At 66.4% G+C, this 14,133-nt stretch carries 12 protein-coding genes; 8 read left to right on the top strand and 4 right to left on the bottom strand.

All coding sequences use genetic code 11. The annotated features are described in order from the left end of the window. Positions 1 to 195: 195 nt before the first annotated feature. The 6 genes from J2850_RS06055 to J2850_RS06030 all read left to right on the top strand — a co-directional run bounded on the left by J2850_RS06055 (position 196) and on the right by J2850_RS06030 (position 7,223). Positions 196 to 1,257 carry an enoyl-CoA hydratase/isomerase family protein gene (locus J2850_RS06055; RefSeq protein ID WP_209979821.1) on the top strand — a complete coding sequence of 354 codons (1,062 nt, stop codon included), beginning with the start codon at positions 196 to 198 and terminating at the stop codon, positions 1,255 to 1,257. A 218-nt stretch (positions 1,258 to 1,475) separates the two neighbouring features. Further along, positions 1,476 to 1,949: a MarR family winged helix-turn-helix transcriptional regulator gene (locus tag J2850_RS06050; RefSeq protein ID WP_209979818.1), complete on the top strand. Its 474-nt coding sequence runs from the start codon at positions 1,476 to 1,478 to the stop codon at positions 1,947 to 1,949. 368 nt (positions 1,950 to 2,317) lie between these two features. Further along, positions 2,318 to 3,610: a cation:proton antiporter gene (locus tag J2850_RS06045; protein WP_209979816.1), complete on the top strand. Its 1,293-nt coding sequence runs from the start codon at positions 2,318 to 2,320 to the stop codon at positions 3,608 to 3,610. Between the two features lie 209 nt (positions 3,611 to 3,819). Continuing rightward, positions 3,820 to 5,049, top strand: a complete 1,230-nt coding sequence (locus tag J2850_RS06040) for an ABC transporter substrate-binding protein (RefSeq protein ID WP_209979814.1) — start codon at positions 3,820 to 3,822, stop codon at positions 5,047 to 5,049. Between the two features lie 357 nt (positions 5,050 to 5,406). Next, positions 5,407 to 6,315 carry a branched-chain amino acid ABC transporter permease gene (locus tag J2850_RS06035; protein ID WP_246512876.1) on the top strand — a complete coding sequence of 303 codons (909 nt, stop codon included), beginning with the start codon at positions 5,407 to 5,409 and terminating at the stop codon, positions 6,313 to 6,315. Positions 6,316 to 6,560: 245 nt separating this feature from the next. After that, positions 6,561 to 7,223, top strand: coding sequence for a phasin family protein (locus J2850_RS06030; protein ID WP_209979810.1), 663 nt, complete (start codon positions 6,561 to 6,563; stop codon positions 7,221 to 7,223). A gap of 99 nt (positions 7,224 to 7,322) precedes the next feature. On the opposite strand, the gene J2850_RS06025 is transcribed toward J2850_RS06030, so the two are convergent. Together J2850_RS06025 and J2850_RS06020 are read right to left on the bottom strand one after the other, a co-directional pair. Next, positions 7,323 to 8,162, bottom strand: coding sequence for a 23S rRNA (adenine(2030)-N(6))-methyltransferase RlmJ (locus J2850_RS06025; protein WP_209979808.1), 840 nt, complete (start codon positions 8,160 to 8,162; stop codon positions 7,323 to 7,325). A gap of 52 nt (positions 8,163 to 8,214) precedes the next feature. After that, the gene (locus tag J2850_RS06020) at positions 8,215 to 8,895 is read right to left on the bottom strand and encodes a transglycosylase SLT domain-containing protein (protein WP_209979807.1); all 681 of its coding nucleotides are present in this window, start codon (positions 8,893 to 8,895) and stop codon (positions 8,215 to 8,217) included. 588 nt (positions 8,896 to 9,483) lie between these two features. Here J2850_RS06020 and J2850_RS06015 point away from each other — a divergent pair. Then, the gene (locus tag J2850_RS06015; protein ID WP_209979805.1) at positions 9,484 to 10,866 is read left to right on the top strand and encodes a methyltransferase; all 1,383 of its coding nucleotides are present in this window, start codon (positions 9,484 to 9,486) and stop codon (positions 10,864 to 10,866) included. Positions 10,867 to 10,927: 61 nt separating this feature from the next. Here the strand turns inward: J2850_RS06015 and J2850_RS06010 are convergent, their stop codons facing one another. Together J2850_RS06010 and J2850_RS06005 are read right to left on the bottom strand one after the other, a co-directional pair. Next, positions 10,928 to 12,409: a hypothetical protein gene (locus J2850_RS06010; protein WP_209979803.1), complete on the bottom strand. Its 1,482-nt coding sequence runs from the start codon at positions 12,407 to 12,409 to the stop codon at positions 10,928 to 10,930. Positions 12,410 to 12,533: 124 nt separating this feature from the next. Further along, the gene (locus J2850_RS06005; RefSeq protein WP_209979801.1) at positions 12,534 to 12,758 is read right to left on the bottom strand and encodes an anti-sigma factor family protein; all 225 of its coding nucleotides are present in this window, start codon (positions 12,756 to 12,758) and stop codon (positions 12,534 to 12,536) included. A 375-nt stretch (positions 12,759 to 13,133) separates the two neighbouring features. On the opposite strand from J2850_RS06005, the gene J2850_RS06000 reads away from it, so the two are divergent. After that, positions 13,134 to 13,994 (top strand): SDR family oxidoreductase, encoded by an 861-nt coding sequence (locus tag J2850_RS06000; RefSeq protein ID WP_209979799.1) that lies wholly within the window; start codon positions 13,134 to 13,136, stop codon positions 13,992 to 13,994. Positions 13,995 to 14,133: the final 139 nt, after the last annotated feature.

Raw genomic sequence — 14,133 nt, 5'->3', positions numbered from 1 at the left:
GGTCAAGGCGACCGGTTGTTCCTTCCACCCCCCGGTGCGCCGGCTTGGCCATCCGGATCCGTATGGCGGGTTTGACAGCGCTGCCCGGTCCCGTATCATCGGCGATGGGCTGCCCCCCACAGCCCCGTCCAGTCATGGCGCATGCAGAGTTCCCGCCGCCCGATCCACAATCCATAACCGAGAAAAAACAAGACGATGAGTGACGTTGCTGAGATCCTGTTCGAACGCCGGGGCGCCATTGGCCTCGTTACGCTCAACCGTCCGAAGGCGCTGAATTCCCTGACGCTCGGCATGATTCGGCTGTTCGACCCGCAGTTGCGCGCCTGGGACGCCGACGCAGAGGTCAAGGCCGTCGTCATCCGTGGGGCCGGCGAGAAATCCTTCTGCGCCGGTGGCGATGTCGTCGGCCTCTACGAGGCGGGAAAGGCTGCGAAGGAGGGACGCGGCGACGGTTCGTCGGTTCGCGCCTTCTTCAGCGAGGAATATGTGCTGAACCGCCGGATCAAGCGGCTGTCCAAGCCCTATGTCGCGTTGATCGACGGCATCTCGATGGGCGGCGGCGTCGGGCTGTCGGTCCACGGCAGCCACCGCGTGGTCACCGAGCGCACGCTGTTCGCCATGCCGGAAACCGGGATCGGCCTCTATCCCGACGTCGGGGGCACCTACTTCCTGCCGCGGCTTCCGGGCCAGACCGGCATCTGGCTCGGCCTAACCGGCGACCGGCTGAAGGCGGCCGACCTGCTGGCCATCGGCGCCGCCGATGCCTTCGTCGCCAGCGCCAGCCTTGATGCGCTGATCGACGACCTTGCCGCCGGCGTGCCGGCCGACGAGGCGCTGGCGGCACGGCGCGGCGATGCGGGGGAGGCGGCGGTGACGGCGGTCCGGCCGGCGGTCGACCGCTGCTATGCTTTCGACAGCATGGAGGCGATCGTCAAGGCGCTGGAAGCCGAAGGGACGGAGTGGGCCGCAGGCCAGCTCGGGACCCTGCGGCGCATGTCCCCGACCAGCCTGAAGGTGACGCTGGCGGCCTTGCGCCGCGGCGCGAAGCTCGACTTCGACGGGTGCATGGTGCAGGAGCTGCGCCTCAGCCTTGCCTGCCTGGCCGGAAGCGACTTCTACGAGGGAATCCGGGCGGTGCTCATCGACAAGGACAAGAACCCCAAGTGGAAGCCCGCCGACCTGTCGGACGTGGGGCCTTCGGACGTGGAGCGCCATTTCGCCGAACCTGCCGGCGGCGACCTTGTCTTCCGCGACTGACCACCGTGCCGGCGGGGGGGGAGGCCGGAGCGGCCGGTTTCCCCCTGTCGGAAACCCATGCGGCGCGGACGCCCAAACGGGTGCTAATACACCGGTTGTGTGAGACTTTTTCCGGAATTATTAAGATGATTGCCGACGAATGATCGGTTAATCTCGCTTTAAGGTCCCGGTAACGTCCTTGCGCGGGGAACGGCCGGTGTGAGCCAGAGGAGACCGCGGTGCGCAAACCCTATTACGAGAGCATCCTGTTGATTGAACGGCTTCACCGCCACTTTCTCGAGGTGCTCAAGACCGAGTTGGACCGGTTGGGTATCCAGGACATCAACAACGTCCAGAGCCTGATCCTGTACAACATCGGCGAAGACGAGATGACGGTCGGCGAACTGACGGCGCGCGGCTATTATCTTGGCTCCAACGTCTCCTACAACGTCAAGAAGATGGTCGAGAACGGCTATCTCGGTCAGGAACGCTCGCCGCACGACCGGCGGTCGGTGCGTGTCCGCCTGTCCGACAAGGGACTCGACCTGCGCGAGAAGATCAGCGCCATGTTCGAGCGCCATCTGGTCGCCCTGGAGAAGGCGGGCTTCAGCGACGAGGAACTGACCAAGGCCAACGAAACCCTGCGCAAGCTTGAGCGTTTCTGGTCGGCATCGCTCGACTATAGCGGCTTTCCGATGACGTCGGCCGCCTGAGGCCGCTGCCCACCGTTGCCATGCCACATGCCGTCGCGCGGTTCCGGGCTCCCGCGGACGGCATGCAAGCCAGGGCATCCACCGGCTTCCTTTTCCAGATGATGGACGCAGCACGGGAAGCGCACGAAGGTGGATGCCCAGCCGTCTGAGCCGGCGTTCCTTCCTGACCTACCGACCGTCCCGGGTCCACAGGTCCAAGTCCACTGGACCAAGTCCGCCGGCCAGAGTCCGCCGGCCAGAGTCCGCCGGCCTACTCCTGCCGGCGAAGACCCCACCGATGAACCCATCGGCGCTCTGCCTTGTTGATGGGCTTTGCGTCCTTGCGCGCCCGCCATTTTGCGCAGGGGGATCATCGGAATGGACGGTGCATGTCTTATGTCGTGATGCTTGTGGCGCTCGGCCTCCTGATCCTGTTGGTCGCCTGGTTGCCGATGGTGCTCAAGGAGGTGCCGCTGTCGCTTCCGATCATCTGCGTCGGTCTCGGCTTCGTCGTCTTCACCTTTCTTCATCTGGACAATCCGGAACCCCTGGCCTTCCCGGAGGCGACCGAACGGCTGTCTGAACTGATCGTCATCGTGGCGCTGATGGGGGCCGGATTGAAGCTGGACCGGCGTCTCGGCTGGCGGCGCTGGATGGTAACGTGGCGCCTGCTGGCCATCACCATGCCGCTGTCGATCCTGATCATCGCGCTGATCGGCTGGTGGTGGCTGGATTTCCCGGTCGCGGCCTCGGTCCTGCTCGGTGCGGCGCTGGCCCCGACCGATCCGGTTCTTGCCTCCGACATCCAGGTCGGTCCGCCGAAATCGGGCGAGGAGGATGAAATCCGCTTCAGCCTGACCTCGGAGGCCGGGCTGAACGACGGTCTGGCGTTTCCCTTCGTGCATCTTGCGATCGGCTTGGCGCTTCTGAATGGAAACACCCCCTGGCGCATGCTGCTCGATTGGTTCGCGTGGGACCTGCTGTGGAAGCTCGGGGCCGGGGTGGCGATGGGTTGGATCGTCGGCAAGGCTTTGGCTTTCGTCACCTTCCGGGTGCCGAATCGGGCGAACCTGTCGCGCACCGGCGACGGCTTCGTGTCGCTCGGCATCACCTTCATCGCCTACGGCCTGACGCAACTGGTCGGCGGCTACGGTTTCCTGGCGGTGTTCATCGCGGCCCTGGCCCTGCGCGATGCGGAGCGCAACAGTGCCTATCATGAGCGGCTGCACGACTTCGTCGAACAGACCGAGCGCCTGTTGATGATGCTGATGCTGGTGCTGTTCGGCGGCACACTCGCCCACGGGCTGATCAATCCGGTGACCTGGAGCGTCGTCGGGGCGGCCGTCGTGATCCTGTTCGTCGTCCGGCCGCTCGCCGGAGTCGCCGGATTGGCCGGGGTCCGCATGCCGGTCGGCGAGAAGCTGGCAATCGGCTTCTTCGGCATCCGTGGCCTCGGAAGCATCTATTATATTGCCTTTGCCCTGAACGCGGCGGAATTCGACGTTCCGAACATGCTGTGGGCCGTCACCGGATTGATCGTGCTGATGTCGATCCTGGTGCACGGGACCAGCGTCACCCCGGTCATGCAGCGGCTCGATCGCCGTCGGCAGGGCGAATCCGCGACGTCGGACGGGGCTCGGCAGCCACGGATGGAAAATGCCGGTACTTCGCCGGACCATTGATGAAAATTGTCAGTACGGCTGAAAATCCGCTTCGCTTACAAGGTGATGCGCCTGCATAGTGGTCTGGAAGGGCGGCGCGTCGCCCCCCGGTTTCCGAAAGGGGCGACCGGGGGAAGACCGCGACCGTCCGGGGGGAGCGATGTCCTGACGGGACCGTCCGATCACCCGCAACCACGCGCAACGCTACGCTGAGGGGGAGGATTTCACGCATGATCGCACGTCTTCTGACCGGTGCCGCCATGACCGCGCTGGCGATCGGCAGCCTGACTGCCGGGCCAGCCGCCGCCCAGCAGGGCAAGCTGACCGGCGACATGGTCAAGATCGGTGTGCTGAACGATCGCTCGGGCCTTTACGCCGACCTCGGCGGCGAGGGCTCCGTCATCGCGGCGCGCATGGCGGCGGAGGAGTTTGGAAACAAGATTCTCGGCAAGCCCATCGAAGTCATCACCGCGGACCACCAGAACAAGCCGGACATCGGTTCCAACCTGGCACGCCAGTGGATCGACCGTGACGGCGTCGACGTGATCGTGGATGTGCCGAATTCCGGCGTTGCCCTGGCTGTCCAGGAGGTGACGAAGGAGAAGAAGACCATATTCCTGATGGAGGGGCCGGCGACGTCGCGCCTGACCGGCGACGCCTGTTCGCCGACCGGCTTCCACTGGGCGTACGACACGCATGCGCTGGCGGTCGGCACCGGTCAGGCCATGGTCAAGGAGGGTGGCGACAGTTGGTTCTTCATCACGGCCGACTATGCCTTCGGCCACCAGCTTGAGGCCGACACCTCTGCCGAGGTGAAGAAGGCGGGGGGCAAGGTCGTCGGCTCGGTGAAGGCGCCGCTGAACACCGCCGACTTCTCGTCCTTCCTGCTGCAGGCGCAATCCTCGGGCGCGAAGATCATCGGCCTTGCCAATGCCGGCGGCGACACCATCACCTCGATCAAGCAGGCGTCGGAATTCGGCCTGACGCAGAGTGGCCAGCAGAAGCTGGCGGGGCTGCTGATCTTCCTCTCGGACGTCCATGCGCTGGGCCTGCCGGTCGCGCAGGACCTGATGCTCACAACCGGCTTCTACTGGGATCGCGACGATGAGACGCGCGCCTGGTCCAAGAAGTTCTTCGACCGGTTCGGCAAGATGCCGACGATGGTGCAGGCCGGCAGCTACTCCGCCGTCCGGCACTATCTGAAGGCGGTGGAGGCGGCGGGGACCGACGACGGACCGACCGTCGCCGCGAAGATGAAGGAGATGCCCGTCAACGACATGTTCACCAAGAGCGGCACCATCCTGCCCAACGGGCGCATGATCCACGACATGTATCTCGCCAGGGTGAAGAAGCCGTCCGAATCGAAGGGGCCGTGGGACTATTACGAGCTCCTGCGCACCATTCCCGGGAAGGAGGCGTTCGCGTCCTTCGAGGAAAGCGGCTGCAAGCTGCCGAAGTAAGAACGGGTGGATGTTCCCGCCGCAGGCTTCCTGTTCCAGGGGGGCGGCCATGCGGCGGGGCTGCCACCGGCCGGAATGGGACCCATCGCGGCGGCCATCGCGGCGGTGGTGTCCGGCGCTCCGCCCTGGATGGCGTCCAGGCGGCTTCCACTCCGCGTCAATGGCTCATCCCTGGTGTTGACGGTGTCGGTGCTGGCGGCGTGGCGGATTGCGCCGACGATCCAGCCAGTCGGGATCTCGGATGGGAGGGATGACCACATGAGCCTTCACCCGCAGGGTGAGTCCCGGAGGGCCGCCCGGCGCGACCGGGGGGCCGCCGACGCACTGGACGCCGGCAATGGCGGACTGGCCGCGGGAATGCTCGCGGCACTGGCGGCGCTGCTGCTCCTGCTCGCCGCCCCCTTCGCCCTCTATCCCGTCTTCCTGATGAAGGTGCTGTGCTTCGCGCTGTTCGCCTGCGCCTTCAACCTCTTGATCGGCTATGCCGGCTTGCTCAGCTTCGGCCATGCCGCCTTCTTCGGCGGTGCCGCCTATGTCACCGCCCATACCGTCAAGGAATGGGGCCTGCCGCCGGAACTGGGGGTGCTTCTCGGTACCGGCGCAGCGGCAGGCATGGGGCTGGTGTTCGGGCTGCTCGCCATCCGCCGCCAGGGCATCTACTTCGCGATGATCACGCTGGCGCTGTCGCAGATGGTGTTCTTCCTGGCGTTGCAGCTCCCCTTCACCCATGGCGAGGACGGCATCCAGGCGGTGCCGCGCGGCCTGCTGTTCGGTCTGTTCGACCTCTCCCAGCCGCTGACCATGTACTACACCGTGCTGGCGATCTTCGTCGGCGGCTTCGCGATCATCTGGCGCACCGTGCACTCGCCCTTCGGGCAGGTGCTGACGGCCATCCGCGAGAACGAGCCGCGGGCGGTGTCGCTGGGCTACCGGACCGAGCGCTACAAGCTGCTGGCCTTCGTGCTGTCCGCCACACTGGCAGGCCTTGCCGGCGGGACCAAGGCGATCGTCTTCCAGCTCGCCAGCCTGACCGACGTGACCTGGCAGATGTCGGGCGAGGTCGTGCTGATGACCCTGCTCGGCGGCATGGGGACATTGTCCGGCCCGGTTGTTGGCGCCACCCTGGTGGTGACGCTGGAAAGCTACCTTGCCGCCACCAGCCTGCCGGTCCCCGTCGTCATCGGCTGCATCTTCGTCGTCTGCGTCCTGCTCTTTCGTCGTGGTATCGCCGGCGAGATTCTTGCGCGAGTCCATCGGCGACCATAGGCTAGTTGAGAGTCTATATCTTTTCTACGGGCGGGAATGGCTAATATTTCAGTTCGATGTTCTTCGCAAATTCATGACGCCAAATACTCCGAAAGATCGGCGGTCGGATATTATTCTGCGCCATGGAACATTGTGCTTTATGGATGTTATAGAAATCGTCGCTTGCGGCGGTGCAGCAAAATAGCCGGCGCGAGTTGTTGGGGAGAGGCGTCCCAGCGGACGAACGATTTCGAGGAGCATGCCGCATGGCTACGGAAAAGGACATCACCACTCCCACGCGTGAGGCAACCAGCAAGGGCAGGAGCGCAGTGGAGGAAATGAGCCGCAGCGGCGAAGCCGCCACCCGTCTTGCCGCCGATGCGGCACGATCGATCGGCGACCAGGCCATCGGCACGGGCCGTAAGGCGGCAGAGGCCGGTATCGACGCAAGCCACAGGATGATGGATGCCGGTACAGGCATGTCACGCCAGGGCGCCGAAGCCGCCCGTGGTGCCATGGGGTCGGCCGCCGATATGGCCAGCCGCACGTCGGAGCAGTTCCAGCGGGCGCTCGGGATGTCGCGCGATGCCCAGGGTGAGGTATCGGCACAGGCACGCGAGACGCTGGACGTGATGGTCCAGTGCGGAACCGTGCTGGCGGATGGCTGGCAGACCGCATGGCGTGAATGGATGGGACTGGCCCAGGAAGTGGCTGCCCGCAATGCCGAAGGCGTCAACGCCCTGATGCGCAGCCGCACGATCCCCGATTTTTATGCGGTGCAGAGCAGCATGCTCAAGGACAACATGCAGATGGTCCTGAACCGCAGCGTCAAGATTTCGGAACTGTCGGCGCGTACGGCGAGCGACGCGGTCGGCAAGCTGAACACCCGCATGGAGGATGCCGCCGGACAGGCCGATCAGCGCATCTGACGGCGGGGCGGCAAACCCGACGATCTCCATCCTGACCTTTACCCCGACCCGCAAGGGCCGGGGTTTTTTCTTCGCCAGTTCCTCCTGCCGCCACCGGCGTCAGGCTTCGGGAGCCAGCCAGCTCACGGTAGGGCCGCCGCCGGTGTTGGGCAGGGCCGCGTGCAGCGCCGGCAACATGTCGCGCAAGGTCTCGTCAAGGCGCCAAGGCGGGTTGACGATCAGCAGTCCGGAGCCGTTCAGGCGCAGATGGGTGTCTTCCGGATGCCAAGTCAGTTCGGCGATCAGGATCTTGGGGATGCCGGTCTTTTCCACCGCATCCTGGAAACGCCAGACCGCGGCCCGTTCCTTGATCGGATACCATAGCGCGAAGATCCCGCTGGCCCAGCGGCGGTGGGCCAGCGCCAGGCCATCCGCCATGCGCGCGAACTCGTCCGGCTGCTCAAAGGGCGGGTCGATCAGAACAAGGCCGCGCTTTTCCTTTGGCGGCAGATGGGCCTTCAGCGCCGTGTACGCGTCGCTCTGATGGACCGCCACCGCAGGGTCCCCGGCGAATTCCGCCTTCAGGCTGCGGGCATCCTCCGGGTGCAGTTCCACCAGCACGAGGCGGTCCTGGGGGCGCAGGGCCGAGCGTGCGATGCGCGGTGATCCAGGATACCAGCGGAGCGTCCCGTCCGGGTTGGCCGCGCTCACCGCATCCAGGTAAGGGGCGAGCGCCGGATGGGGCGGCTGGCGGCTGAACAGCCGGGCGATGCCGTCGTCGCTTTCGCCTGTCTTCCGCGCCGCGTCCGAGGCGAGATCGTAGCGGCCGATGCCGGCATGGGTGTCGAGCACGCAGAAAGGTGCCGGCTTGGCACGGAGATGATCCAGGATCAGTGCCAGCACGGCGTGCTTCATCACGTCGGCCGGGTTGCCGGCGTGGAAGATGTGACGGTAGTTCATGCGCCGTGATCTACCTGATCACGCCTGTGCGCGCCAGTGCCGCGGGAGGGGCTCAGTTGATTGCCGCGACCTGCTGGGCATTGCGGAAGCTGCGGCGGGTGCGCGGTGCGACGCTGACCGGATCGGTATCGTCGCAATGGGACGACGCCAGCAGCTTCGCGCTCTGCTGGTCGAGTGCCGACAGGCTTTGCCAGATCTTGCAGACATAGGCCTGCGCCCGCCGTCCCGAACCGCCGTTGTAGCGGGCGAGCGCCGTCTTCCAGTTGCCTTCCTCGCCATGGAAGCGGACCAGAAGCTGGCCGGCATAGAAGACGTTGTCGCGCGGCTCGACGATTCGCTCCACCGGCTGGAATTCCTCGCGGTGGCTGGCCACCGAGAGCTGCATGCAGCCGACATAGGTGTTGGAACGAAGCTGTCCGCGGTGGTCGCGCAGGTGGCGGGCGGCGTCGTTGACGCTGCGTGCGTAGTAGGGGCGCCCTTGCAGGCTCATGGCGAAGGGATGGGGGGCGCCGTCCTGGCCGCTCTCGACCAGCGCGATGGCCACGAGCATGCCGGAGGGGATGCCGAGCTGCTGTTCGGCGTCGACCGCGTGGGTGACGCAGCTCTCATTCGCGGTCTGGGCCTGGGCGGGAGCCGCGATCGTCAGTGCCACCAGCGGGGCCGTCAGCAGTCCGGCAGCCAGTGCGAAACGTCCACACCTCGTGGCGCCTGCGCGCTGTTCTCGTCCCCGCATACCTGAACTCCTTCTGTTGGCGCCCCGTTCACACGGCGGCTGTTTGGCCCCCTGCGCGGGGCCGTTGTTCCGGTCACCGAGTCGCTTACGGCGACCGCCTCCTACCCAGATGTTCAGCGCCTCCCAATCGGGCGCCGCGGCCACACTTCCAAAAAACCGCGCGAGCGTCAACAGACTTGCACCCTGGTAATACCACAGCTTTCGTCCGTCTGATGTCACGCTGGGGCGTCGGCCCCGGCGCCTATGCCCTTGGTCAATTAAGGCAAGCCTTTGAATTGACACAAATTCCACCTCGATCGATAGGGGTGGTCCAAGCGGATTGCCGCCTCTTGAGACGAGGGCGAGAAAAATGGGCTAAGGCGACCGCGTGTCGCACGAATCACACGCGCCGGGGATTTTCCAACACCCCTTGCGCGGCGCAGCATGTTGGGGCAATAAGCTGCGCCGCCCTATAACCTTCGACATGGTGCCGACGTGCGGGCGGTCGCGCAGGCGCAGCCGGGGCCGTACCGTGCTGCGGACGGGCAGGGTAGGCTCGGCCGCAGGCGTTCCTTTGGCGGCGCCCGCCATATCTGGGAAACATCGCCGGTGTCTGCGGGTCCGTCCAACGAGGGAGCATTGGCCGTTCCCGATCCGGAGCAACTGTTCCGGTATGGTTACGAACGGCTCTATGCCGGAGATTTTCCAGGTGCCGTTCGTGGATTCCACAAGGTCTGTGCCGCCGATCCGGCGAATGGCGAAGCATGGGCCGCCCTTGGCGATGCTGCCGCCGGGTTGGACGGCGACCCTGGGCAGCGGGATGCGGCGGCCGCTTACAGGCGGGCTGTCGCCATCGAGCCGCTCAACTGGTCATGGCGCCTTCAACTCGCCGAGGTCATGCTGCGCTGCGGCGAGACTGCCATTGCGCTCTCCATATATGATGCCCTGAAGAGCGAGCGCTCCGACTCGGCGGCGGTACGACTCGGTTTGGGGCACTGCCTCGATGGGCTTGGCCGGCGTGACGAGGCGCTGGAGGAGTACCGCGAGGCCGTGACCCTGCGTCCGGATGACCGGGAGGCCGCGCTGGCCCTGGGTAACGCGCTTCAGGCAGCCGGCGATGCCCTGGCATCGGTGGAACTGCTGCAGCCGCTGGCTCGCCGGTATGAGGAGGATGCGGTGATCCACCATGCGCTCGGCCGCGGCTGGCTGGCCTTGCGGGAACCCGCGAAGGCGCTCGCTGCCCTGCGCCGGGCCCGTGTCAATGCCGACGCGGGCGAGGTCGTGGCCATCGACCGGCTGATCGCCATGACGGAGGCGGGCGGAGATTCCGACCTTTCCGCCGCCTATGTCCGTGCGCTGTTCGATCGTTATGCCGAGCGGTTCGACAAGGATCTGGTCGGCCGGCTGGGCTATGCAGCACCCGATTTGCTGCGGAACGCCGTCGACCGTGTCGTGCCCGTGCGGCATGGGTTGCGGATCCTCGACCTCGGCTGCGGCACCGGCTTGGCGGGGGTCGTCTTCCGCGGTCTGGCGGATCCCGCTGCAGCGCCGGTGGCCGGCAGGGCCGGTCGGCTGGCCGGGGTCGACCTTTCGCCACGGATGGTGGAGAAGGCGAGGCAGCGCGGTCTCTACGACGACTTGTGGGTCGGTGACGTCATCGAGGCGATGGAGCGCGACCTTGGCGCCTGGGACCTGCTGGTCGCCGCGGACGTGCTGGTCTATCTCGGCGACCTGACGCCGGTCTTCGCGGCCGCTGCCCACGCGCTTGCCCCCGGCGGATGGTTCGCCGCGACGGCGGAGCGGCTGCCGAAGGATGGCGAACCCTTCCTGCTTGGCGACACCCGCCGATACGCCCATGCCGAGGCTCACGTGCGGTCGAGTGCCGAGGCCGCCGGCTTCACCGTCCGCCTGATGGAGCCCTGTACCCCCCGCCGGGAAAGGGGGGGCCCTGTGCCGGGCCTGCTGTTCGTGGTTCAACGCGCCGGCGGTTGACGCTGGCGGTTGAAGGGTCGGGGCTGAATGGCCCGTTGCCCGCCATCCTGTCCCCGCCCCGTCAGATCGCCTGGCTGTGATGGGCGGTGTCGTCCGGCCGGCACCAGTTCGCGTGGAGTTGCCCCTTGCCATCAAGGGTACAGGCAAGCCAACCCGGTCCCCGCAGCAGGCGCTGCCCGTCGTCGAAGGCCGGCGTTTCCAGACGGTACCCCGAAAGCGCGGTTCCCGGCCGGCCAACTCGCCGGCCGATCAGGCCTGCCCATCGACTCGGACGGGTGGGCGACTGGCCGAAGCGGGGGACGTAGAGCTGCCACATCTCCAATCCGCCGCCGCGAAGCACGGTCCGGCCGGATTCACAGTCGGGCGTGCTGGAAAGGATGGTGATCCGACAGCCGGTCCGGCGCGAGAAGTCAGCGAGGCTGCGCAGCATCCGCTCCCGCTCCCCGGTGCGATCTGTTGCCGTCCAACCGCTTCGAACGCGGCTGCCGAGGTGCCCACGCAGGCGGGAAGGCAGAAGGCCATGCAACCGGATGAGCGGTGCGGCACCCGGCAGCAGCGGCGCCGTGCTGACCAGGATCAGGTGACGGCATCCGGCAAAGCGGTCGAGCCAGTCCGGCAGCAGTTCCCAGCTCCGGTTGGACAGCATCCGGCCGCCGCTGCGGTCGCTCCACAGGTCGAGCAGCAGCAGGCCCGCTTCTCCCAACCGGATGCCCTGCGTCTGGCTGCCGCAGTCGGCTCCCCACAGGGCATCCGGCGGAGATTCCGGCACGGAGCCGGTCTGGAAAAGGTGAGCCTGCTGCCGGATGGCATCCACCAGCGGGCGCAGGCGGCGGTCTGCCGGCGCCTCCTCCCGGCAGTCCCAGGCATCGGCGAGACCGCGGCCGAGTTCGGTGCCGTCCCAGATCATCACCGAGGGGATCGACGCCAGCGCCTGCGCGACGGCGGAGCCGCGCCATACGCGCAACAGATGGTCGAACGCGGCGTTCATGAGCTCGCCGGCCAAGGCCGGCGTCTGCGGACTGGCTCCGCCGACGGCATCGGCCAGGGCGCGGGCGAGCCGCGGTGAGTCGGCGAGCGCGGCGTCGCCGTCGGCCTGACCGCCAGTTTGAACCAGGAGATGGAGGCGTTCGATGGCGTGCCGGGCGAGCAAAGCCGGCCATAGGGTCGAGGATGGATCAGGTGAGGGCGCCGTGCTTGTGCCGCTTCCGTAAAGAACAGCCATCCGTGGGAATGAGTGCCGACCAGGAACGACGATGGTCCAACGTGGGCCGTCGGGAAATCCGTATGTGACGTCGGTGTCGTGCAGCCCGCGCGGCACTGCGAAATCGAAGCGCCAGACATGGCGCCGCGAACGCCCGTGGCGCCTTGTGACAAGGTGGCGGGGAGGGACGGGGAGCGTGACGCCGTCGACCTTCAGGTCGTCGGGTTCGACGTCCCCATCCAGCACGAACAGTGCGGACAGCCACCAACGGTCGCGCTGCTCACCGCGAAAGTACAGGATGGGGCCGAGCAGGATGCTCGGCTCCGCTCTTTTGCGCGCCATGCCTTACCCGTCCTGATCGGCCGGTCACCCTTTCAGCGAAGCAGCCGAGAAGTCGTCGAGCGGCCTTTGCGCATGGAATAGCAAGCCATACCGGGACGGAGACAAGGAAATTCGTCGCTTCGCGTCAATTGGTCCGCTTGCGTAGGAGTTCCAGCATGCGGGGCGGGACTTCTTCGTTCAGGACGGGATCGTACAGGCGGTGAAGCTCCTCCACATGCTGGCGATGGAGGGCGAGCAGCGCCTTGGCGTCGGGATCGCTCTCGACCGCGTTCTCGAAATCCGTCCGCTCCTGGTCGCCCAGGGCGCCGTCAAGATAGGCGTTGATATCGGTCATCGTCACACGCTTCATCTCTGTCGTTCCCGGATGGGTCGCCGGGGTTTCCCCTGGGACACGATCGACCGTGACATGTCGGGTGACCGTGCCGTTCCTGGAATGATCCGCCTAAAGGACGGCTGCCCTCCATCTTATGGGCATGATCCTCGGCTATACCAGTCCGCCAAACGGCACGTTCCGCGCTCCCTTTCGAGGCGAGCAGTCCGGCACCGGCATCCTCTTTCGCGTCGCCCGGCCAATTAACAGACGGGTAATGCCGATTGTTCCTGAACGCAGTGGGCCGGAACGGGACACGGATGGAACTGTTGTCGTTGTGCAACGCATCACATCCGCACCCTCACGTGGGCAGCCGCAGGGCAACCGCAGGGGCGGCGCACAAGGAGAATGCCCATGGCTCAACAGGAGAGCCGGCAGCCACCCCAGCATCAGGATACCCGGCCGGGGCACCAGGCGCCGATGGACCCGCAGCCGTCCGAAACCCGGCCGGGCTACCGGGGAAGCGGCAAGCTGCGCGACAAGGTGGCGCTGATCACCGGCGGCGACAGCGGCATCGGCCGGGCCATCGCGGTGCTGTATGCGCGTGAAGGCGCGAAGGTCGGCATCCTCTACCTCAACGAGGACGAGGATGCGCGCGAGACCCGGCGCCTCGTCGAGGCGGAAGGACAGCCCTGCACCGTCCTGAGCGGCGATGTCGGCGACGAGGAGACCTGCCGGAAAGCGGTCGAGCGGATGATCGGCGAGCATGGCCGCCTCGACATCCTGATCAACAACGCGGCCGAACAGCATCCCCAGGAGTCGATCGAGGACATCAGCGCCGAACAGCTCGAACGCACCTTCCGGACCAACATCTTCGCCCAGTTCTTCATGGTGAAGGCGGCGCTCCCGCACATGCACGAGGGGGCCTGCATCATCAACACCACCTCGGTGACCGCCTACAAGGGAAGTCCGCAACTCCTCGACTATTCGGCCACGAAGGGAGCCATCGTCGCCTTCACGCGGTCGCTGTCGATGGCCCTGGCGGACCGCGGCATCCGCGTCAACGCGGTGGCGCCCGGCCCGATCTGGACCCCGCTGATCCCTTCGACCTTCGACGAGGAAAAGGTCGAGAGCTTCGGCGGCAACGTCCCGATGAAGCGGGCGGGGCAGCCGGACGAGGTCGCCCCGGCCTATGTGTTCCTCGCGTCGGACGATTCGTCCTACATGTCCGGGCAGGTGCTTCACCCCAACGGCGGCACGGTGGTGAACGGTTAGGGGAGGCGTAAAGCCGCCGGTGCAATAGCTTTTGCGCGGCTCCGCCGCACGGCTATCCGACGGCTCCGCCGCATGGTACGACTCTCCTGCGCGTGCAGAGAAGCCCCGACCGCGCATGGCGGAACGGGGCCGGGCACGG

The organism is Azospirillum picis (assembly GCF_017876115.1).
GTDB classification, from domain to species: Bacteria; Pseudomonadota; Alphaproteobacteria; order Azospirillales; family Azospirillaceae; genus Azospirillum; species Azospirillum picis.
This window is presented reverse-complemented; position numbering and strand designations above follow the sequence as displayed.